The organism is Photobacterium profundum (genome assembly GCF_003026285.1).
Classification (GTDB): domain Bacteria; phylum Pseudomonadota; class Gammaproteobacteria; order Enterobacterales; family Vibrionaceae; genus Photobacterium; species Photobacterium profundum.
In genome coordinates this window covers 293,558-316,965 of record NZ_PYOD01000005.1, presented here as the reverse complement: position 1 = coordinate 316,965, position 23,408 = coordinate 293,558, and the positions used below count along the sequence as shown (strand labels likewise).

Genomic DNA, 23,408 nt, shown 5'->3' with positions numbered 1-23,408 from the left:
TGATAGCTTATTGATTAAACGTAATCGCAGTCGGAGCATCAGCACTGCCTTCTGCTAACGGTTCAAATTCATTAACGCCATTTATCTCTACACCCATTGAAATATTGGTAACACGCTCAAGCATGATTTCAACGACTACAGGTACTTTGTGCTTAACCATTAGCTCTTTAGCTTGAGCAAACGCATTACCTACTTGGTCAGGATCTCGCACTCGAATCGCTTTACAGCCTAAACCTTCAACAACCGCAACATGGTCAACACCATAGCCTTCAAGTTCTGGCGCATTTTGGTTATCAAATGCCAACTGAACACAGTAATCAATATCGAACTGACGCTGTGCTTGGCGTATCAAACCAAGGTACGAGTTGTTCACGACAACATGGATGTAAGGCAAATTAAACTGCGCCCCAACAGCAAGTTCTTCTATCATGAATTGAAAATCATAATCACCTGATATAGCCACAATAGGACGGTCTGGATCAGCAGCACGTACCCCCAATGCCGCAGGAATTGTCCAACCTAAAGGACCTGCCTGACCACAGTTGATCCAATGACGCGGCTTATAAACATGTAGAAACTGAGCAGCAGCAATCTGAGACAAACCGATCGTGCTTACGTAGCAAGTATCTTCATCAAATGCCTTGTTCATTTCTTCATAAACACGCATGGGTTTCATGGGTACTTCATCGAAATGCGTTTTACGTAACATGGTCGACTTACGATGCTGGCACTCACCCGCCCAATCGCAGCGATCTTTTAATTTACCAGCTTGCTTCCACTCGCGGGCAACCTCAACCAGTAGCTCTAATGCTGCTTTAGCATCAGAAACAATGCCAAGGTCTGGGCAGAAAACACGACCAATCTGAGTCGGTTCTATATCGATATGAACGAATTTACGTCCTTCGGTATACACATCGATAGAGCCGGTATGGCGGTTTGCCCAGCGGTTACCAATACCCAACACAAAGTCAGAACCTAATAACGTGGCATTACCATAACGATGCGCTGTTTGTAGACCCACCATACCCGCCATCAGTTCATGATTATCTGGGATTGAACCCCAGCCCATTAGCGTAGGAATAACAGGAATACCGGTAATTTCTGCAAATTGCTGTAACAGTGTTGATGCCCCTGCGTTAATCACGCCACCACCCGAGACGATCACTGGGTTGCGAGCATCGTTCAGCATAGTGATTGCCTTTTCAACCTGAGCGCGGCTCGCAGTTGGCTTGTAAGCATCGAGTGGCTCGTAGCTATCAATATCGAATTCAATTTCTGTTAGCTGCACATCAATCGGTAAATCAATCAAGACTGGTCCAGGTCGCCCTGAACGCATTAAGTGAAATGCCTTTTGAAATGCACGAGGTACTTGAGCAGGCTCTAATACTGTTGTTGCCCACTTAGTGACAGGTTTTGCAATTGTTTCAATATCAACCGCTTGGAAATCTTCTTTGTGCAGTCGAGCACGTGGGGCTTGCCCCGTAATACAAAGAATTGGAATCGAATCAGCAGAAGCAGAATACAATCCTGTGATCATATCGGTTCCAGCTGGACCTGATGTGCCAATACAGACACCAATATTGCCTTGACTGGTTCTCGTATAGCCTTCAGCCATATGAGAAGCACCCTCGACATGTCGAGCCAATACGTGATCAATTCCACCCAATTTTTTCATCGCCGCATACATAGGATTAATTGCCGCGCCAGGTACACCAAAAGCAATGTCTACCCCTTCACGCTTTAATACTTCTATTGCTGCTTCTATTGCTGTCATTCTCGCCATACTGAACTCCATATCGTGATTGTATACAATTTAAGGAACAATTGTATTCTAAACACCAGTTCAAAGTTTAAGCAAGCGATATGATACAAATAAATAACATACCTTTTGGGACGACAGAGAGGAATACACACATTATCATTTAAAATCAAATAATTAAAAACAGGTCCGATGTGATTACGACATTTAAACCCCCAACCAAATGAAAATATAATGTTAAATTACCTTTGCTAGAATCTTAAAAACACGATATATCTAGACTTAAATAACAAGATTTATGTATACAACAATATATCTATATTGTTTCAAAGGAGACGGCTATAATGATTTTAGAAGATATAGTGATTGAACGACAATCAATGTGTATTGATGTACTTGGCACAACGGATAATGCTGAGTACAAACAAGTGTTATCGGCAGAAGCACTTCTTTTCCTTGATGCGGTAGTAAAGAAATTTGCTGCACGCCGTAATGAATTATTAGCTTTACGTGATCAACGCCAACTCGCATTTGATAACGGCGAGCTACCTGATTTTCGTCAAGATACTAAAGATATTCGTGATGATAAGAGCTGGAAAGTGGCATCGATCCCTGCAGCACTTCAAGATCGCCGCGTAGAAATTACCGGTCCTATCGATCGTAAGATGGTGATCAACGCACTGAATTCTGGTGCAAAAGTCTTTATGTGCTGTTTTGAAGATGCATCAGCGCCTTCGTGGGAAAATATGATCAATGGTCAGATCAATTTACGCGATGCTAATGCAGGCACAATCAGTTATACCGATGACACTAAAAACAAACATTATGCGCTAAACGATAGCCCAGCATTGCTTATTGCTCGCCCACGTGGTTTGCATTTGCCTGAAGATCATATTCAATATAACGGTGAATCCATTCCTGGTAGCTTGATGGATTTCGCCCTGTATTTCTTCCATAACTATCAAACACGCGCAGCACAAGGGCTTGGGGTGTACTACTACATTCCTAAGCTAGAAAGCATGGAAGAGGCCCAGTGGTGGGAGGATGTTTTCAACTTTACCGAAAACTATTTCAAGGTTGAAACTGGCACAATTCGCGCCACTGTATTAATCGAAACCTTACCCGCAGTATTCCAAATGGATGAGATACTGTATGTAATGCGTAATCACATAGTGGCAATGAACTGTGGTCGTTGGGACTATATCTTTAGCTACATTAAAACACTGAAAAACCATAAAGATCGTATTCTGCCTGATCGCCATGGTGTAGGTATGGATAAAGCCTTCTTAAACGCGTACAGCCAGTTGCTTGTACGTACTTGTCATCAACGTGGTGCGTTAGCCATGGGCGGCATGTCGGCATTTATTCCCCATAAAGATCCTAAAGTTATGGATCAAGTCTTAGCAAAAGTCGTTGAAGATAAAAACCGTGAATCCAATAACGGCCACGACGGCACTTGGGTTGCCCACCCTCACCTTGTTTCAACCGCGATGGATATTTTTGATAAACACCTTGCAGGTAAAACAAACCAACTCGATTTCGATTCAAGCTATGTCGGCGATATTACAGCCAAGACATTGCTTGAACCTTGCGAAGGCATGCGCAATGAAGAAGGTGTTCGTAAAAACATTCGTATCGCCCTTTATTACATTGAATCATGGGTTCAGGGGATTGGCTGTGTGCCTATTTATGGGCTAATGGAAGATGCCGCGACTGCCGAGATTTCACGTGCCAGTATCTGGCAATGGATTCACCACGGTGTATCACTCGATGACGGTCAAGTCTTCACTGCTTCTCTTTTTCGCAAGTGGCTAAACGAAGAACTCGACACAATTAAAATTGAGGTTGGGCAAACCCGCTATAGCAACGGTCGCTTCGAAGAAACCGCTGCACTATTTGACCAAATTTCGACCGCTGAAGAATTTGCAGCGTTCTTAACTTTACCGAGTTATTCCCTACTAACAGGACAAAGAATTGAAACATTAACCTAACGCCATCTCGCTAATTCGGCAGGTGGCACAGTCAGGAGATAAGATGATTAGTTTGACACTTCAGCAAGCACTGAAAATAACCGAAGGTACTTTTGGTGCCGGTATTTCTCAGCAAAGCGAGCCACTAACTGTCGCAATTTTGGACAGTGGCGGAAAACTTATTTCACTCCAGCGTCAAGATGGCTCAAGTATGATGAGACCAGACATCGCTATCGCCAAAGCTTGGGGAGCATTAGCCCTTGGCTGTTCATCCCGTAAATTAGCGCAGGATGCCAATAACAGACCCGCATTTATATCTGCTATAAATGTTCTTGCTAACGGCAATATGGTGCCTGTTCCTGGTGGACTTCTTATTAAAGATGATACCAACTACGTAATGGGAGCCGTAGGCGTCAGTGGTGACCATTCAGACCTCGACGAGAACTGTGCCATCAAAGGCATTCAGTTTGCAGACCTATACTCTGATGAATAGTAGGCCGTGTTAACCCGTTAATGGCTCTAACATAGATCTCCACCATAATCCTCTTGGATAAGCCATCTACTCAAGAGGATTTTTTATCCTTGATGCTAGACACATAGATGATAGGTAAAAAACCGATAATTAACATGCCTTTGAATACTCTGACTTCAAGAGCTTTTTTTATAGTAATAAATCACACCAAAACAGGTCTATATTATGTATTGAGGGGTAAACATCACAAACAACAGTATATTCCCTCATTTAATCAGAGGATCTACAATGAAAACTCTACTCGCATTGTTCTTATTAACAGCATCTGGCTTTGTTTTAGCCTTTGGTAGCGGTGGCAGTCTTGGTGGTAACCCTGCAATTCTAACGGGTGGCAGCAACATTGATACACCGGTTTGCCTAAACAACAAAGGAGATGCAATGCCTCATACAGAAAGTACAAAACTGAACCGCCAGTGCTCCATTACTTGGGTAACAATTATTGATCGTATTAATTACGACGATTTCTACGATAACAAACCAGAAGGCGAAACATTAGCAGATGTTCGTAATAAATATTAAATTCATCTAATATTTATAAAATAAAACTACCTACTCAGTATTTAAAGCTTACAGCATAATTTTCTCGCCACAATTTTCGCATATAAAACGAGCTTTAAAAAAGAAACGTTGGAAAGCTGTTCTCTTTAAGCGTTTAATTTGAGGTTTTGAGCAACAATGCATTTTAATATCCCTATATTTAACAAGCTTTATGTTGCGCATTATTATGCATACAAAATCGCCAAATTATGTGGCACAGGTCACTTTTTTACATTGCGTTACAATACATTGAAATCGTTTCGCTCAGCATTCATCACATTTTTTTGCTTGCATGTACTTAAGAATAATTTTTATCTTTATTAGAGAATAGGAAAACAAATAACCTAGAAATGAAAAATCCCAGTAGCTTTATCAGCTACTGGAATTGATTTTATAAACCCATTAAATTGTTTGTATTTAATGGGTATAGCTTAAAGACCATATCCAAGTACAAGTTGCGGTAAAAACAGTGTGATTTGTGGAAAAACGATGATTAAACCAAGCACAATAAATAAAGGTACGAGCAGCGGTAAAACACCACGCGTTAATACGTGGAATGGAATATTACCGACCTTTGATACAACGTATAGAGCCATTCCCATTGGTGGCGTTAATATACCGATCATTAAGTTAAGGATAGCCATAACACCAAAATGTACAGGGTCAATACCCACAGCTGTAGCAACGGGTACTAGAAACGGTACGAGTAATAATAACAACGCTAACGATTCAATAAAGGTACCCAAAAAAAGTAACAACAGATTAATGAGTAGCAATAAAATCAAAGGATTATCACTAATCGATAAAAAGAACTCTGCTAACTGCTGTGGTAATTGTTCGCGAGCAACTATCCAACCAAATACAGTAACTCCCATCACCATTAAAGCAACAACAGATGTCGTAGTTACCGTTTCTTGAACAAGTTTAATAAACTTGTTCATTGTTAAAGATTTATATACAACAGTACCTAGAAAAAGTGCATATAACGACGAGATAATAGCCGCTTCAGTAGGTGTGAATTTACCAGAAAAAATGCCACCAATAATAATGAACGGCGTTAATAAAGATAAGAATGCATCTCTAAATGCGATTAATCTTTCTTTACTTGATGCACGAGGTAACGTCATATAACCGCGTTTCTTCGCGATGAAATACGTCATGATACACAAAGCGATACAGCATAATAACCCCGGTATTGCACCAGCAAGAAATAGCGCACCAATTGAGGTATTAGACACTACACCATAAATAACAAGAGGAATCGATGGCGGCACTAAGGGGCCAATAATACAGGATGCCGCGGTTAATCCACCGGCAAAATCATCGTCATACTTCGCATCTCTCATTGATTTTATTTCAAGCTGACCAAGGCCACCAGCATCAGCCAATGCCGATCCCGACATGCCAGAAAACATCAAACTCGCCAGAATATTTACATGACCTAAGCTACCCGTTATATGCCCCACCATCGCTTTGGCAAAATTAAAAATACGCTCTGTAATACCGGCACTATTCATTAGGTGCCCAGTTAAGACAAAAAATGGAACCGCAAGCAAAGTAAAATTATCCAAGCCTCCGATCATTTGCTGAGCGGCAAAATTTATTCCAGTGCTTTCTGTTAAGACTAAAAAGGCAAGACCAACAAATATTAAAGAGAACCCTACTGGCATACCTGCGAAAAGAAGCCCTAGCCAACCCAATATGGATGTAAACATGAAAAATCCTTATTCATTAATGTCACAGGCAGTAAGATGGGATGTATTTTTATTTTCTTTGATACGCCAATCAATTAATACAAAATACAGTTTTTGGCATTGCCTCACTAACATAAAGCATCCGCCAATAGGCAATGCGTAAGTCATCCAAGAACTAGAGATACCAAGTGTAATTAATTCGAAAAAAGCGGTACGTTGAACATGCGCATATCCATAATAGATCATCGCAAGAATTGTAATCAGCACCAAGGTTTCTAAAGCAAATAGCAGGCTATAACGAACATTTCGCGGCAGTTTGTCAGAAAAAAAAGTGATTTTCACATGATCATCTTTCTTTATGGCTATTGCTCCCCCAATGATTGCCATATGCAAAAAAAGAACTCGTGCAAGCTCCTCACTCCACAATGACGGAGAGTCAAATAACCAACGAGAAGATATTTGCCAAGTTAGAATACACAGTAGAGCAATCATAAGAGGAACAGTGATTATTTCTTCAATATTATCAATGATCTTACGAAACATTACAGACTCCTTGTCTTGGCCGGCTTAGCACCGACCAGACGGTAGTTATACCAACCTGAATAAATAAGCGTTCAGCTATCAGGTTATGTTGGTATTAAATATCGCTTAGCTCTTCAACTAGCTGCTTGCCTACTTTCTTATCAAAATCTTTATAAATTGGCAGCATTGCTTCTCGGAAAGGTGCTAAATCAGGGTAGGTAACATTGACCCCTTCCGTTTTAAAGAATGTAATCAGTTCTTTCTCTTGATTGTTTACAAAGTCCGTATGTCGTTTACCAGCAATACTGACCGCTTCAGTGATAGTTGCTTGCTGATCTTTACTTAAACCCTGCCAACGATCTTCACTGATTAACACCATTTGATCATTTACAATATGATTGGTCATTGCCAAGTTTGGCTGAACTTCATAAAACTTCATGGTATTAAATGTAGGTAATGGGTTTTCCTGGCCATCAACGGCATTGGTTTGCAACGCTAAGTAAACTTCTGAAAATGCCATTGGTGTTGGTGATGCACCTGCATATTTCGCAAATGCCAAGTTTGCTTTAGCATTTGGCACACGTAACTTTAATCCCTCAAAATCGGTAATACTGTTTAAAGGACGGTTTGAAGAGGTCTGTCGCGTACCGTTATACCAAGTATCTAATGCTCGCCAGTTAAAATTGGTTAGCATTTCTTCACGCACACCTTGACCGAATTTAGAATTAAAAATACGTTGAATATGAGCATAGTTTTTCACAACGTAAGGCAACATTACTGCTTCAGCGCGAGGGATCCATAGCCCCATTCTGCCGAACTCAGCAAATGTAATATCAAGATCCCCCATGCTTAATTGTTGTAGCATTGCACGATCATCGCCAAGTTGTGCACCTGGGTATAATAAGAGCTTCATTTCTCCATCACTTAGCTCTGAAATTTTGTCTGATAATAATTTTGCTGAATCATACTCAACCGAGCCAACATTGGCCTGCAAGCCCATTTTAAGTATTGTTTCTGCTTGTACAGCAGTAGTCGTCAGCGCCATAGCTAGTAAGGAAAGAGTGATTTTATTTATGTTATTCATCTTTATACCTTTTATATTTAATTAGATTTATTAATTATAATATTGGATTTTAAATCTTACCCATCACGTCGAAGAATGTTTACACCACAATTATTATCTTTGTGAAGGTTTTCTTCAAACCTATTAATTAAGAAATGTGACAACAAGCAACATAAATTTCACAAACTATCTATCCCTTATAATTCCCATTTAAAATAACGCTAAATGTTTTATATAAAGAATAAAACATAAGTTATATATACGAACACGTAAACATGAAATAAGATATGAAGAATAAATACATATAACAAAAAGAGATAAGGTTATCGATGTTATTAAAGTAGTATGTGACAACTTAAGTTACCCAACTTTATGTCAGACGGAAAAATAAGTCGTCACGATCATAGATTTGATTAATTACATGCTATAAAAGATGGCACTGAATAACAACAATTAAATCAATGAACGATGAACTTTAACTACCACCTTTTTTAGCATGTAATTATTGCAAGTCATTGATACCTGTTCGTCAGTATAACGACATCCTGGTTTATGGGGTTCCTCAGGGAAGAATATTGCAAACATTCCCGGCTCAAGCAGCACCTCACATTCATGCTTCATACTCTCGACAAGGTAATAATCATTTTCGCTATCATATTCTGTCGCGATCGGGTTGCTTTTATTTGCTAAACCATAACCAATACGTTCAAAGCCTGATATTAAAAACTGCACATCAATATACTCTTTATGTACTTCAGCTAATTTTTGCTCGGCAACCCCAGTTTCAAACTCCATCACATTGGCAAACATCAACTCGCCATCAATGTTATGTCGTCCTAATGGTAGTTTGTCCAATTCTGAAGATTGAACATACTCAAGTGCTTTTTTTAATGCACTAGGAAGAAAATCAAAGTCTTGTGAAGATAGAACATTTCCAAAAATCATTATGTTACTCTCAAAAAAGAAGGCTTAAGCATGTAGCACTTAAGCCTTCAGGGGGAATATAAAGAAGAGGCGCTACCTATTCACTTATTATTAATTTTGTTCAATAAGTGATTTATTCACATCTTCAACCGCATTTTGTTTAAATAATGGTGCTGTTATATAACCAACAAACACGACCATTAATGTTCCAATTACACCGTAGAAAAAGAAGTTAAGATCCGTTGCCGCTCGTACCCACAAGATTGCAATAACACTTGCAACCACACCAGCTAAAGCACTATTAGCATTGGCACGTTTAACAAACACGCCTAACATAAACAAGCCCGTCATTGGGCCACCCATCAAACCAATTAAGCTATTAAATGCATCCCATAGCTCACTTTCATTCGACATAATCAAGTATGTCGACGCAATAACACCAAAGACACCCGCAGCAACAATAACTGAACGTGCAACAAACATTGTTTTCTTAGGCGATGTTTCTCCGCCAAGTCGATGGTAAATATCAGATGTAAAACATGCCGAGATACTATTTAAACTACTCGAAATACTAGATTGTGATGCTGCGAATATTGCTGCAATAATTAAACCTGCAACCCCAGCCGGCATTTTTGATATGACAAAGAACGGTAATATTCCACCCGTATTAAAGTTATCTGGTAATAAGCCAGGGTTTTGAGTGTAATAAGCATATAATGCAGAACCAACAGCGAAGAAAAACACTGGAATAAATGCAACTAATTTTGCATTAGTGATTAATGCCTTTTTTGTTTCTTCAATTGAGTCCGTCACAATATAACGCTGAACAACATCTTGACTCGCGGTAAATTGTTGTAGGCTAGCGAATAAAAAACCAATAACAAGAACAGGAATCGTACCTTCAGTCCAGCTCCAAGCAAATTGCTCTTTAGGGAAATATTTATCTGCCTCTGCAGACATACTGAATATTTCTGTTACCCCACCATCGACATTAAAGCAAATAACAGTGAAAATTAAAATTGCGGCCAAAGACAGCATAATCCCTTGAATTACATCAGTCCAAATAACACCTTCAATTCCACCCATAAATGTATATACAATACACAGTACGCCAATTAAGAATACAATCGTAAGTGGATTAATATCAACAAATGGGATCAGTGCAAGTGCTGTTAAGTACGTTATAATTGCAATTCGACCAATGTGAAACAACATGAATGAAATACTGGCGAATAAACGCATTTTAACATCAAAGCGTTTTTCTAAATATTCGTAAGCAGAAGTAAGGTTTAGCTTTCTAAAAAACGGAATATAATATAGAAAGACAAATGGAAGAATTAATATAGCGACATATTGTCCGATTAAAAATGTCCAATCCCCCGTGTAGGCTTTTGCAGGAATAGACATAAATGTAATAGAACTTAGTGTTGTTGCGAATACGCTAATACCTGCAGCCCAGCCAGGTATACGACCACCCGCTTTAAAGTAATCGTCTGCCGACTTTTGACGTTTAGCAAAATATACTCCAACAAGCATAACTGCAGTCAAATAAACCAGCAGAACAATGTAATTCAAGGTCCCAAATGCGTGCATTTCCATGCGGAGACTCCTTTCTGTTTAGTGTAGGTAAGGATAAATTGTTATATCTTTTATGTAGTAAGGAATAACTAGCAAGCTAGCCTATTCCTTACTCAGAATTCTTTTTATTTAACGTTTTGCTCTGCCCATAACGCGACACCAAGCAGGCCAGCATCAGCGCCAGAGCTTGCAGCAATTACATCCGGAACATATACATTGGGTAACCGTTCGAGATAAGTTTTAACCCTTGCTAAATATCCAGATGCCAGCCCAACACTCCCCCCTAATACAACAACCTCGAGGTCAAGTGAGATAGTAAGATCGGCAATCAGGTTTGCAATCGTACTGGCAGAGCGATCAACAATGGCAATCGCATTTTTATCGCCAGTAAGTAGGTGCTGATAAACGGTTTCACCAACGCAATCAGTACCAAAGAAAGACTGTCCGGCAACACCAATTGCGGTACCAGATGCAATACTTTCTACGCAACCTTTTCTACCACAACCACATACAGGTCCATTCGGATCTGCCAACATATGGCCAGCATGGCCCGCAATACCTCTAACGCCGGTATTGAGTATTTCTTTCTGAACAAAACCTGCCCCAACGCCAGTCGATACGGTAATAAATGCCATATCAGACACCGCTTGATTAAGTGCTTTATATTCAAACCAAGCAGCAGCTTGTGCATCATTAATAACAACAACTGGTAATTGGGTTATTTCACTAATTACTTGGTGTAGAGGGAAATGATTTAAACCACCAAGATTATCTGGGTTTAATGCAGTTAATACTCCGTGATTAATAATACCTGTTGATGCAACAGCAACATGATCTGCTTCTAGGGCAAGGGGAGTTAATAAATCTGTTAACGCTACGGTTAATGCACTCGCCTCTTTTGAAGTGGGTGTCGAAATTTGAATACGTGTAACGATAACATTGTCTTTAACCAAAGCCGCGGCAATCTTAGTACCACCAATATCGACCGCTAAACACGTTTTCATGCGACAGCCTCAGATTGTGCCTGATGAGCATGTTCAACTTCCGCTTGGAACCAACTGCATATATGCTCTACACGTGTAATCGCCGAACCAACTGTAACGCAGAATGCTCCAGCTTCAATGGCCTTGCCTGCTAACTCAGGGGTATTAAAGCGCCCTTCAGCCATAACCCTACAGCCTGCTTGTTTAAGCCGCGTAATTAAATCGAAATCAGGTTCTGCAGGAACAGGCCCACCAGTATAGCCAGATAAGGTCGAACCAATAATTTGAACGCCTCGCGCTTGGCTGAACATGCCTTCATCGTACGTTGAACAATCAGCCATTGCTAAGCACCCAACAGAATGTATAGCATCAATCAAATCTTCAACCGACGTTGGACGAGCACGATGGGTAGCATCAATAGCAATAATGTCTGCCCCTGCTTCTTTCAGTGCATAGACATCTTCAATAAAAGGGGTAATGCGAACGTCTGAGTTTTCCAAGTCACGTTTAATGATGCCGATAATAGGTACATTTACATGAGGTCGAACCGCCTTAACATTCTCAATCCCTTCAATGCGAATACCAGCAGCACCACCCGCTACAGCAGCTTGCGCCATAGCGGCGACAATCATTGGTGAATCCATAGGTCCATCATCAACAGGCTGACATGATGCAACAAATCCTTGTTGCAAAGCCTTTAAAGCATTTTCTTGTGTCTTATTCTCTTTAAGACAAGCCTTAGATTGGGTAATCATAAGTCGTACCGCTCCGAAACCAATAACCTAATGAAGTTTAACTCCAATTTAATCACGATGAAGTTTTACTTCAACAGTCAATTATTCAAACAGCGATCCTTACCTCATTTTTCATTGTCATAGGGGTAATAAATAAGATCCAGCTCACCATTCAACCTATAATTGCGTATAAATACATGCGGAGCCAGACTCCAAAAACACAAAGGGGGTGCATATAAAGGTCAGTAACATAGGTAATCAGTTAAGCGTTACGCCATGTATAAAAACATATTACTTACCAAACGGTAGTCACTTCATGAGAATAAATGAAATATAACTCCATAATAAAAACGTAAATGTTAGAAAATATTGAAATAAATTCAGCATAAATGGGCGCTTTACCCATTAGGAGAGAACAGAAAAGTGAGTAACAAGAAGTATGTAGGTTCATGACTAATGCGATAACTAATGCGATAAGGCAATTAAATATTTTAAGGAATATCAAGGAAAGGAGTTTAGAGAGGTTGGAGCTCACCCAGAGAAGCGTTATAGCTAGCCAATCTGGGTGTGGAAAGATACAAAGCGTTAGCTAGCCATCCAGCATGAGGTTACTCGTTAGCTTTCAAGCGCATTTGTCGTCTTAATTTTATTTTCTTTAGCACTTTCCGCATCTTCATTAACAAGTAATGCATACACTAGATCAAGAACAAACAATTGTGATATTTTCGTCCCAATCGAATCCCCTTGCAATTTCCCTTGTCGATTACCATTCACCAATACAAAATCTGAAAACTCAGTGATAGCCGAGCGAGGGTTATGGGTAATAGCAACGGTATCGGCACCCGCATCTTTTGCGAGTTGAAGAGCTTTTGTCGTTTCTTTCGAGCTACCTGAGTGACTAATGCCGACGGCTAAATCACCCTTCTGTAATAATGATGCCTTCATATACATAAAATGATTATTGGTTAACGCATCAACATTAAAACCAATACGCATAAATTTATTCTTTGCATCTTCAGCAGTAATGCCCGAAGACCCTACCCCAAAAAAGTAGACTGCTTTAGCAGACTTTATCTGTTTTGCTACTTTTTCCAACGTATCAAAATTCAATAGATTCAATGTCTCTGCCAATACATTATTAATGGTTTTATGTAATTTCTGCCCAATTAACTCTGCATCATCTTGAAGGGTAACATCAGTATCTAAAATTGATTTTTCTTGTTGATTCAAACTGGAAAGCTCTATTGCTAGCTCCATTTTAAATTCTTGAAAGCCTTTAAAGCCAAGAGTACGGCAAAATCGAATTATCGTCGCTTCACCGACATTCGCAACTTGAGATAGCTCCGCAATAGATAACTTAGTAACTTCAGATGAATGAGCAAGTACGTAATCAGATATACGCTTCGCTGAAGGCGTTAAGCTATCGTATAGACTGCCTAAGGTGTCGATTACCTTTCCTGCTTTAAGAAGTGTTTGTTGATCTGTCATCCTTATTACCTCTATTTTTGCTTATCTCAATTCTAAAAAGTAATTTTACACGCTTACATCTTCATGTGAAGCTAAACTCCATATAATTCAATAAACAATATCAATCTTGAAGCTATCTCGCTCTTAATAAAAGTGATTGATTATTGGAAACATAAAATTTACCGTGATCATTAGCAGAAAAAAACAATAAGACATTCAAAAAAGACCGCTAAAAATAAGGTTTGTAGACAAGGTCACAATTTTAAATTCTGGTTGTCTAAATCAGTAATCGTCAATTGCCTCTCGGAATATTACTCCATACAATAACCCCAACTCCACTTAAGATAAATAATTTGAAGTTTAACTTCACTGGTTATTATAAGGGCTACTATGGAAAAGCTTACTGGCTTGATTGCTGCACCTCACACCCCATTTGATGCGAAAGGTAATGTTAACCTGCCGATCATTGATAAAATTGCAGAGCACTTGATCAAAGATGGCGTCAATGGTGTTTATATTTGCGGTACAACTGGTGAAGGTATTCACTGTTCTGTAGAAGAACGCAAAGCAATCGCAGAGCGTTGGGCTGAAGTATCTCAAGGGCGTTTAAAAATCACCGTTCATACTGGCGCACTAAGTATTGTTGATACGCTTGAATTAACTCGCCATGCCGACACCCTTGATATTTTTGCTACTTCAGCAATTGGTCCATGCTTTTTCAAACCAGGTAGTGTTGACGATCTTGTCGACTACTGTGCTGCCGTTGCTGCAGCTGCACCATCAAAAGGTTTCTACTACTACCATTCAGGTATGTCTGGCGTAAATCTGGATATGGAGCAGTTCTTAATCAAAGCTGAAAACCGCATTCCAAACCTATACGGCTTAAAGTTTAACAGCGGTGATTTATACGAATACCAACGTTGCCTTCGCGCCTGCGACGGAAAATTTGACATTCCATTTGGCGTTGATGAATTCTTACCTGGCGCACTCGCTATTGGTGCCATCGGCGCAGTAGGCAGTACGTACAACTATGCTGCTCCGCACTTTAATCAAATTATTGAAGATTTTCATAACGGCAAACATGCAGACGTTATTACAGGCATGGACAATGTTATTTCACTCATACGAGTATTAGTTGAATATGGTGGCGTAGCAGCAGGTAAAGCAGCAATGGCATTACATGATATTGATGCTGGTGACCCTCGCCTTCCACTAAAAGCCTTAACGCTTGAACAAAAACAAGATGTAATCAATAAAATGCGCGACGCAGACTTTATTAAACGCTAATAATACAAGACTCTTAATAACTATAAATGCCTGTTAGTTAAACACTAATGGGCTTTTTTATTCTGTTCATAAATAGTAGAGAACGTTAAAATAACATCACAGTAACTGAATGAATAAACGTTCAGGTACTTGTTTTGGTTAGTATTAAATCATTGAACTCCTCCTGTTCATCCCCTCCACAAAGCATCCCCCCTTCTTAATGTGCATTTTTATTATGCATTGATACTTTTTGAGCATATAACTAAAGAGCAAGGCTATAGATATGAAGCAACCATACAAAATAATTATGCGCTTGTTGCATTTTAAGTTGTATCGCTCTTTACTTCATCACCTAGCAGCAGAATAACGTTTCATCCGTTATGGTTGGGATAAGAACCCATAAGATATACCTCAATATTTATTTAAAATCACAATTTTACATATAGTATGTAAAGGGCAAACTAGTCGAAAGGCTAGGACGCAAAGCTACCGGTTTAAGGGTTACACAGACCTATGACAGCGGAGCCGCCATAGCTTTATCAACAGTTTTGAATGGATCATAACTGTTTATAGTTTTCCTGCTTGGTTGCAGCCCTTTTCGTTAATAACTCCTAACGAATAAGGATATACAACATGTTACATCAAACACCTTCACTGGTTTCCTCGGAACGACGCAACTTTTCATCCACTCACTCACGTTTAAAAATCACCTATATCGCCAGCATAGTGGCTAGTATTTTAGCCTCTAGTGCTGTTTATGCTACAGAGCAAACGACAGAGTCAACCACTGCACCTTCTGCTTTTACAATCTTTAATAACAATGACTTGCCGAGTGATTTAGAAGGTAGCTTAGAGGCATCGGTATCATTTGCTCAAAGCCAGATCATGCCATCAAAAAATGGAATAGAGGGTGATGTTCAACCCTATTTGACAGCTCAACGAACATCATTGCTTATGGTTAAACCCAAGCAAAATGATCTAGATATTGCTACTCCATTACGAGTTACTGCAATTGATAACCAAGGTCGTAACCTAGGTACGATGCGCCTTAACCCTCCTGGCCAACTACCTAAAACTACTTATGCCATTGATGGTGCGCCTGAAGGCGAACTTGATTTTAAGCCGATTGAAGGTGCCTCTACTGTCATTAATTCAGCGGCAACAATAGCCAAGCTCAGTGATCCTAATGCAGCGTTTCTTCAAACAACACTAACAACCAATAATTTAGTTGAGATTAATACAGCAGATGGCGTGTGGACCAGAAATATTTACCTGCCAAATTCAGCATCAATGACAGATAAAGTCGTAAGAGTGACGTCAAGGGCTGGGTACTCGTCAAATATACATTACAGTGATCGTTCTACGACCATTACCCGTGGTAACACACTCGTATTTAAACATTTAAATGGTCAATGGATTCGTGAAGGTGAACTAGAGAACAATAAGCTAGTTTATGCCGATAACACGTGGAGTCTTAAGCTGCCGCCAAACTGGATTCAACCTGGCATCAAGATGCAGTTCACTCATGGGGATCTTTCTGGTGAGCTAAGCGGCATAAAAGTAGGCGCACCTTCAGAACTACTCATCCATACCATTGATATTGGTATGTTAACTGAGCCCCGTGATGCTTTTTACTTTGCGAAAGATACCTCAGCACAACGTGAATATTTCCAAACCGTGCCAGTTAGCCGTATGACCGTTAGCCAATATGAATCACTTTATTTACCTGAAGTCATGCTGCCGAACGGTACCTTGCTGACCGACTTCGACCCAAGCACCGGCGGATGGCATGGTGGTACGATGCGTCAACGAATTGGGAAAGAACTCATTTCTATCGGCATTGATAACGCCAACTATGGCATCAACAGCTCTATTGGTGAAGGTGAAAGTGGACATCCATATTTAGCGTCACAGCTAGCAGCTCACAACAGTCGTGGTAATTATGAGAACGGTGTAGTGACTCACGGAGGTTCTGGTGGTGGTGGCATTGTCACTTTAGATTCTTCTTTGGGTAATGAATTTAGCCATGAAGTTGGACACAACTTCGGCATGGGGCATTACCCCGGTGGGTTTAGTGGTTCGATCCACCGTCAAGCTGATGCCGTTAACTCCACTTGGGGGTGGGATGCAGATCTGAACAAGTTCATACCGAACATGTCATCGAAGAAAAGCAATCAGAGCGCGTGCCTTAATGGCGAATGCCAGGCACCTTTCGATGGTAGAAAATTTGGTTCCGATTCCATGGCAGGGGGTGCGCCCATGTCGGCGGTTAATCGTTTCACTCTTTACACGCCTTATACTGCCGCTAATATCCAGCGTAATCTTGAGTCAAAGATCGTTTTTTCAGCAGATTCTGATACTGGTTTTAGAAAATGGGACCCAGTTACCCAAACTATGGAACCCTATCAGCACAGGGTAATGGATGGAGAGCAAGTTAATGCGTCAATCAACGATTTATCGGAAGATTATCTAACGGGTTTATTTGAAGATTACTCCTTAGTGACCATTGGGATGTACAACGGTAACTGGACCAAGTATATCAATGTTCCTACGGCATCAGAGAGTAATAAAGGTCGTACTATCACGATCAACCATAGAGCAGGTTACAATAGCCACCTTCAGATTAATGGCGATTCTGTTCTTATTTATAATGGATTGAAAACATCATATATCTCTGACGGTATAACTTGGAATGAAGACGAAGCCCCAGATCTTACGATTGCAAGAGTACCGACTTCATTTGGTATTCCAGTTACCACTCTTGTGGGTTATTACGATCCTAAAGGGATATTACCTAGTTACATTTACCCTGCCCTGCATGGTTCATATGGCTTTACTTACAGCAATGATAATGAACGCCTTTCTGCCAATAATTGTCAGCTGCAGGTAGAGACGAGCAATGGCCAGTCGTTGAACTTTAAGCTCTCTGATATGCGCAGCAATAGCAATACGATGAATAAATTCCATGTCAATATACCTGAAGCAGATCTTCCACAAAGTGCTGCGATTGTATGTAAAGGGAATGCGTTAGTTGAAAGAGCAATTGATCCGGTTAAAGCACCTTTGTCGTACACCGTAAATGGATATGACAAGAATAAGTCCTATCATCAATGGGGAGATTACGACCGAATTGGCACAATTGGAGACATGTATGTATACGATAATCCTTACAATGGAGATAAGGAGTTATTCAAGCTTTCAGGATTAGGCAGTGATGGCCGCTATTGGTATTACCCAACCAATAAAACCAATAACAGATTCTGGACATATATCTCAGACATAAATTAACAATCTAGTCGTTATATCTGTAAGCCTATTTGAAGAACCCAGCTTTCAAGTTGTGGTTCTTCTTTTTTAGGGTTCTGCATCCCTATCGGATTGGTAAACTACAGACGTAAAAAAGCCGCTAACAATGTAGCGGCTTCTTTGAATGTAGCGGAGTGCTCTGGGTAAGGCGGATTTGGCACAAATTACTCTAACCACAAACGCTAGATGCAAAAAAGGCGCTGATAAATCAGCGCCTTTCTCTAAATGTGGCGGAGAGATAGGGATTTGAACCCTAGAAGGGCTATAAACCCTTGCCGGTTTTCAAGACCGGTGCTTTCGACCACTCAGCCATCTCTCCAACGCGGCGAATAATACCTACCTCCTAATAGGTTGTAAATACCTTACAATGCTAACTGGATGGTTATTGAGCAGTATCGTAATAAAAATTTATATCAGGGTGAATAACATACAAAAACGATCAAAAAATGCCGTTGAATCAGGCATTGCACTCTTAGGACAACATGCGATACTAAAATCTATATACGGATATTAACGAGATATATGCGTGAAAATACACACACTTCCTTCACTTTTCTTCTTCACCCTAATTATGGGTGTTTTTTCGTCATTCTCGGTGCATGCCTCTTCTTCTGATGCGTGGGAAGAATTTGAGCAAGCAGTTAGAACACAATGCAGTATTCAATTTGATCGTTCTTTTTCTCGTTATCATATCTATATCGACCCATACGGCACAGAGTCTTATGGCATGGCGATAGCCAGAGGCAAACTGAAAAGCAGTACAGGATTACGCGCCCCCGATTCATCAATGGTTTGTATTTACAATAAACGATCTAAGCAAGCAGAGGTTGGTCAAAGCTTTAACAGCAATCGCCTTGATTAGAACTTTGACCTATACACCTATCTTTCTCGTCTTTCAAATTGGCTTTAATTTACAACACAGTACTTTTTGCCGTTGAGCCTGCCGCAATCGGTCGTTTAGGCTTTCGTGTAACAAGGAAAACAGCACAAGCAGCAAGCATAAAACCAATCACGCCGTAGCCATCAAACTTTTCGCCAAATACCAACCATGCTTGGAATGCTGTCATCGGTGGTACAAGATAAAACGTTGATGCGACTTTCGACGACTCGCCATGCTTCACCATATACAGCAGTAAAAGAATCGCCACCACAGACAACACAAAGACTAGCCATAGTAAGGTTAACGTAAATTCGGTGGTCCACTGTACCACCATTGTTTCAGTTGAAAGCGCAATAGGTACGAACAACAGAGCAGCCGCAGTATATTGCCACACTGCTCCACCAACCATATCGACACCCTGACAAAACTTCTTCTGATACAAGGTGCCCAATGTAATACCCATCAGTGCCAACACTGCAAAACTATAAGCCGCTTCGCGTTGACCTTCTTGCTGCCATTCCATATTGCCTTGCAAAACAAAAGTGATACCGATAAAACCAATGACCAAACCAATCCACTGTGATAAACGCAGCTTCTCTGAACTGAAACTCACTAATAATACGGCAGTTAAAATCGGCTGAAGCCCCACTAATAAAGCACATAATCCTGCAGGCATACCCATCGAAATACCTTCATAAGTGCCCCCTAAATAGAATCCATGAATCAGCAGACCAGCAACCATTGAATGCCCCAAATCTTTACCTCTGGGTAAACGGGCACGCAGTAACACCAATAGCACTAGAAAAACAGCCACATTTGCTAACATACGCATTAATAAAAATGTGGCGGGTTCGGCATAATCCAACCCTAAGCGAGCACCAACGAAGCCGGAACTCCACAGCACGACAAAAATAAAAGGTGCAAAGCGAGCTAACATGAAAACCTCTGTTCTTTTTGTTTATTTGCCATTACTTTAATGGGTACAGTATTTTTAAAAAGGGACAGTTTATTTTCTTTTTATGGGTACAGATTGATTTATTCAGTCAATGCTAGTCACGCTCATTATTTTTAGGAAAGGTCGAACTTGAATGACAGCCTCTATCAGTAAAAAATACCACTCTGTAGAACGGTATATTACCCAACGTATCAATCAAGGTAGCTATCAAGTCGGTGATAAGTTGCCATCGATTCGAGAGTTAAGTGAACAATTGGCTGTCAGCAAAAATACTGTAATTCGTGCTTACCAAGAATTAGAAGCTATTAGTATTATTTCATCGCTGCCACGTTCTGGGTATGTTGTATGCCAACCGACCCAACCTGTATCGCAACCAGCTAACGAACCTAGCTATGTCGATTTAATGGCAATTAGCAAAACCATTCTCAAGCATCCTTTAGAACAGTATTCAATGCCAGCTGGTTCTGCACATCCGAATACCGATTTCCCTGCAATTCGTTCTTTATATGCTGAAATTGGCCGTCATAGCCGCTATCAAACTACCATTCCTTGCCATTACCAAATGCCACCAGGCAATGAAGTTTTGGTCAAGCAACTGGTACATATCAATGAAGAATTAGGGATTATCACATCGCCCAATGAAATATTAATTACCCATGGTGCACAACAAGCTATTAGCCTGAGTTTACAAGCTCTAACTCAACCGGGTGATATTGTATTAGTTGATTCACCCTGCTATTTCGGCACCTTATTATTACTGGAATCTCTTGGCTTAAAAGCATTGGAAATTCCGACCAATACCACCACTGGTATCGATTTGGTGGAATTATCGAAAGCCCTTAAACAATGGACAGTCAAAGCCATTCTATTAAACCCAAGTTACAACAATCCAACAGGTGCAGTAATGCCCGATTCTGCACGGCATGCCCTGCTCAATCTCACTACCGGTATTCCCATTATCGAAGATGATGTATTCGGTGGTTTGGCTTACCAGAACCGCCCACAAACCTTGAAAACCTTGGATACTGAGGGACGTGTTATTTACTGCAATTCACTTTCAAAAACCCTTGATTCACGTTTACGTCTTGGATGGGTTTTAGCGGGGAAATACCAGCACCAAATAGAAAAGCGCCTAATAAGCGATAATATGGGCAGCTTGAATTTAATGCAGTCAGCTGTAGGCGAGTTTTTAACAACCGGAAAATACCGTCAACACTTAAATAAGATTCGTCGTAATTATCGTGTGAACCAACGTGACTTTACTGCGTGCTTAACACAAGCTTTCGACCGTTGTCCGTCACTCAAAGGGAACTACCATTTGTCTAAACCTGAAGGTAGCTTTTTATGTTGGCTTACTCTGCCACAATATGCTGACGGCTTTGTAATTTATCAAGCAGCACTGGCAGCTGGTATCAGTTTATTACCGGGGAAAATGTTCTCTACCAAAGGGCAATATAATCACTGTATACGATTTAGTTTTGCGAGTTTTCAGAATAATAAACAGTGGCAACAAGGACTCACGTTACTAGCAAGAATTATCGCAACTCACTTAGAAGATACAGCGAAATAAAGACAGGAAAATAGCGCAAGATAAGGACCGATGTTGGAGCCAAAATACACCAACATCGTTTTTTAATATCAATAAATTAACAGCGAATAAATAGCATCTTTATGATGAAATATTAATTATCGCCACTTTCAATAAGAAGGTCAAAACGCTCATTACCAAATAACGTTTCAAAATCAGCTTCTTCCGCTGCTAGCTCACGTAATGATTCACTGCCAACAATGGCACGCTCAAGATCAGAAATAGCCTGCTCTTCTACCCCAAGTCGTGCATACGCACAGGCACGCTGATACAGTGCATGCGCATTGGTATCATCCACTTCTAACACCCGATTACACAAGCTGAGTGCCCAATGAAATTCTTGAATTTCCATAGCAGCATCCGCTTTATAGGTTAAAGCTTCTAAGTCGCCTGGACGTATTTTTAAGATTTCATCGTACACTTCAATTTTCTGTTCTGATGTCTGAGCGCTTTGCGCACGCAACCATAAGTTATGAACTTCGTTAATGCGTTCAATTTCTTTGTTGTTCTCACTGATGTTGCGTGTTTTACGTTTAAGCTCACGCTCTAGCACTTGGAACTTCTTCTCGTATGACTCTGCAATCTCTTGCAATTTTTCATCTGCATCTTTTAGCTGCTGATCTGCCATTTTCTTGGTATTAGTGCGTAATTCACGTAATGATTGCCAACCAATCATTGCAATTAACGACGCAACACCTGCGATAATGTAGAAGAAATACGTCACTGTCACATTGGCATAGTTCAACGATTTATCGGCTACCGCTAATTCACGATCAGTAATTTGTATTATTAATCGACGTTCGAGATCTTGCTGATCAGTTCGAAGCGTTTTCAACTCGTCGAGTACGTATCGCTCCATTAGCGGTTTATCGTAAATGCTTTGTTCTGCATACGCCTGCTCTTGCGCCAATCCGGGCAAAGCTGTGCACAGCAAGGTCAAAGCAAATAAAATTCTAGGGAGCATAATACGGAAGTCCTTCGGTCTGATGTGGAATATACCTTTCGCACTGTAAGCAATATTGCATAAAATATGTAGTAACACATATCTCGTACGATAAATCGATGTACACCCTAACAGATCTATACCCAAGTTACTTCAAGATGCTAGTTTCAGCTAGAATTTGTTGTGCTCTAGGCAAAGCACTTATTTATAGACCTAGTCGTTCTACGTTGAAGATAAGTAACACCATTGATTCATTAAGATAAGCCATTACCTCACGGCTTTACCTATACAAGAAAAGCTCATCGTCGATGTGATGTATTGAAATAAATTGTATCGAATTCAAAGGGTTTATCGCGTCTTAGCACGACAGTAAAGCCCTGCATTAACTTTAAATAAGAATTCCACATAAACCACTGATAAATATTAAATTAGATGATAGCTATCAGTCTAGTTCACATTACTAACAATTAAGTTACAAGTTTTTATTGATTTAATAATTATTAGAGTAATAATGAACACTGTTTTTAGTCATCAAGCTAGGTTCTACAAGGCTTATTTACTGAAACATTGAATTAACATTCACCTCTCATTAACGGATCTAAGGAGAGAATATGAAAGCAGATGATAAACATCTATGGCTTATTCCAACAGGTATTAGCATTCTCATGGCAGTATTGGGTGCCTTTATCTTGCAGCCATTTCTATAA

18 protein-coding genes, 1 tRNA gene and 1 riboswitch are annotated in these 23,408 nt (G+C 40.1%); of the genes, 7 read left to right on the top strand and 12 right to left on the bottom strand.

Annotation, left to right across the window (positions count from 1 at the left end; all coding sequences use genetic code 11):
- Positions 1-7 precede the first annotated feature (7 nt).
- Positions 8-1,783: a glyoxylate carboligase gene (gene gcl / locus C9J48_RS15295; protein ID WP_006233614.1), complete on the bottom strand. Its 1,776-nt coding sequence runs from the start codon at positions 1,781-1,783 to the stop codon at positions 8-10.
- A 320-nt stretch (positions 1,784-2,103) separates the two neighbouring features.
- Between gcl and aceB the strand changes: the two genes are divergently transcribed.
- The 3 genes from aceB to C9J48_RS15280 all read left to right on the top strand — a co-directional run bounded on the left by aceB (position 2,104) and on the right by C9J48_RS15280 (position 4,780).
- Positions 2,104-3,750: a malate synthase A gene (gene aceB / locus C9J48_RS15290; RefSeq protein ID WP_006233613.1), complete on the top strand. Its 1,647-nt coding sequence runs from the start codon at positions 2,104-2,106 to the stop codon at positions 3,748-3,750.
- A gap of 43 nt (positions 3,751-3,793) precedes the next feature.
- Positions 3,794-4,222, top strand: coding sequence for a GlcG/HbpS family heme-binding protein (locus C9J48_RS15285; protein ID WP_006233612.1), 429 nt, complete (start codon positions 3,794-3,796; stop codon positions 4,220-4,222).
- A 267-nt stretch (positions 4,223-4,489) separates the two neighbouring features.
- On the top strand, positions 4,490-4,780 hold the full coding sequence (locus tag C9J48_RS15280; protein ID WP_006233611.1) for a hypothetical protein: 291 nt from the start codon (positions 4,490-4,492) through the stop codon (positions 4,778-4,780).
- Positions 4,781-5,229: 449 nt separating this feature from the next.
- Here the strand turns inward: C9J48_RS15280 and C9J48_RS15275 are convergent, their stop codons facing one another.
- The 8 genes from C9J48_RS15275 to C9J48_RS15240 all read right to left on the bottom strand — a co-directional run bounded on the left by C9J48_RS15275 (position 5,230) and on the right by C9J48_RS15240 (position 13,784).
- On the bottom strand, positions 5,230-6,513 hold the full coding sequence (locus tag C9J48_RS15275; protein ID WP_006233610.1) for a TRAP transporter large permease: 1,284 nt from the start codon (positions 6,511-6,513) through the stop codon (positions 5,230-5,232).
- 9 nt (positions 6,514-6,522) lie between these two features.
- Positions 6,523-7,035, bottom strand: a complete 513-nt coding sequence (locus C9J48_RS15270) for a TRAP transporter small permease (RefSeq protein WP_006233609.1) — start codon at positions 7,033-7,035, stop codon at positions 6,523-6,525.
- Between the two features lie 94 nt (positions 7,036-7,129).
- A complete protein-coding gene (locus C9J48_RS15265; protein WP_006233608.1) occupies positions 7,130-8,098 on the bottom strand; it encodes a sialic acid TRAP transporter substrate-binding protein SiaP in 969 nt (322 codons plus the stop codon).
- A gap of 432 nt (positions 8,099-8,530) precedes the next feature.
- On the bottom strand, positions 8,531-9,022 hold the full coding sequence (nanQ, locus tag C9J48_RS15260; protein ID WP_006233607.1) for an N-acetylneuraminate anomerase: 492 nt from the start codon (positions 9,020-9,022) through the stop codon (positions 8,531-8,533).
- Between the two features lie 90 nt (positions 9,023-9,112).
- Entirely contained in the window at positions 9,113-10,600 is a 1,488-nt protein-coding gene (locus tag C9J48_RS15255; protein ID WP_006233606.1) for a sodium:solute symporter family protein, read from the bottom strand.
- 104 nt (positions 10,601-10,704) lie between these two features.
- Positions 10,705-11,583, bottom strand: a complete 879-nt coding sequence (locus C9J48_RS15250; protein ID WP_006233605.1) for an N-acetylmannosamine kinase — start codon at positions 11,581-11,583, stop codon at positions 10,705-10,707.
- Positions 11,580-12,317: an N-acetylmannosamine-6-phosphate 2-epimerase gene (locus C9J48_RS15245; RefSeq protein ID WP_006233604.1), complete on the bottom strand. Its 738-nt coding sequence runs from the start codon at positions 12,315-12,317 to the stop codon at positions 11,580-11,582. Before C9J48_RS15245 ends, C9J48_RS15250 begins: the two co-directional genes overlap by 4 nt.
- 594 nt (positions 12,318-12,911) lie before the next feature.
- Positions 12,912-13,784 carry a MurR/RpiR family transcriptional regulator gene (locus C9J48_RS15240; RefSeq protein ID WP_006233603.1) on the bottom strand — a complete coding sequence of 291 codons (873 nt, stop codon included), beginning with the start codon at positions 13,782-13,784 and terminating at the stop codon, positions 12,912-12,914.
- 369 nt (positions 13,785-14,153) lie between these two features.
- On the opposite strand from C9J48_RS15240, the gene C9J48_RS15235 reads away from it, so the two are divergent.
- Together C9J48_RS15235 and C9J48_RS15230 are read left to right on the top strand one after the other, a co-directional pair.
- On the top strand, positions 14,154-15,050 hold the full coding sequence (locus C9J48_RS15235; protein ID WP_006233602.1) for a dihydrodipicolinate synthase family protein: 897 nt from the start codon (positions 14,154-14,156) through the stop codon (positions 15,048-15,050).
- Positions 15,051-15,474: 424 nt separating this feature from the next.
- A riboswitch (cyclic di-GMP riboswitch) is annotated at positions 15,475-15,562 on the top strand.
- A 100-nt stretch (positions 15,563-15,662) separates the two neighbouring features.
- A complete protein-coding gene (locus C9J48_RS15230) occupies positions 15,663-18,317 on the top strand; it encodes a M66 family metalloprotease (protein WP_006233601.1) in 2,655 nt (884 codons plus the stop codon).
- 246 nt (positions 18,318-18,563) lie between these two features.
- On the opposite strand, the gene C9J48_RS15225 is transcribed toward C9J48_RS15230, so the two are convergent.
- A tRNA-Ser gene (locus C9J48_RS15225) sits at positions 18,564-18,654 on the bottom strand.
- 207 nt (positions 18,655-18,861) lie between these two features.
- On the opposite strand from C9J48_RS15225, the gene C9J48_RS15220 reads away from it, so the two are divergent.
- A complete protein-coding gene (locus C9J48_RS15220) occupies positions 18,862-19,197 on the top strand; it encodes a hypothetical protein (protein ID WP_006233600.1) in 336 nt (111 codons plus the stop codon).
- A gap of 49 nt (positions 19,198-19,246) precedes the next feature.
- On the opposite strand, the gene C9J48_RS15215 is transcribed toward C9J48_RS15220, so the two are convergent.
- Positions 19,247-20,152: a DMT family transporter gene (locus C9J48_RS15215; protein WP_006233599.1), complete on the bottom strand. Its 906-nt coding sequence runs from the start codon at positions 20,150-20,152 to the stop codon at positions 19,247-19,249.
- A gap of 151 nt (positions 20,153-20,303) precedes the next feature.
- Here C9J48_RS15215 and C9J48_RS15210 point away from each other — a divergent pair, with 151 nt between their 5' ends.
- Entirely contained in the window at positions 20,304-21,740 is a 1,437-nt protein-coding gene (locus C9J48_RS15210) for an aminotransferase-like domain-containing protein (RefSeq protein ID WP_006233598.1), read from the top strand.
- 112 nt (positions 21,741-21,852) lie between these two features.
- On the opposite strand, the gene C9J48_RS15205 is transcribed toward C9J48_RS15210, so the two are convergent.
- Positions 21,853-22,722: a TPR end-of-group domain-containing protein gene (locus C9J48_RS15205; protein ID WP_006233597.1), complete on the bottom strand. Its 870-nt coding sequence runs from the start codon at positions 22,720-22,722 to the stop codon at positions 21,853-21,855.
- Positions 22,723-23,408 lie beyond the last annotated feature (686 nt).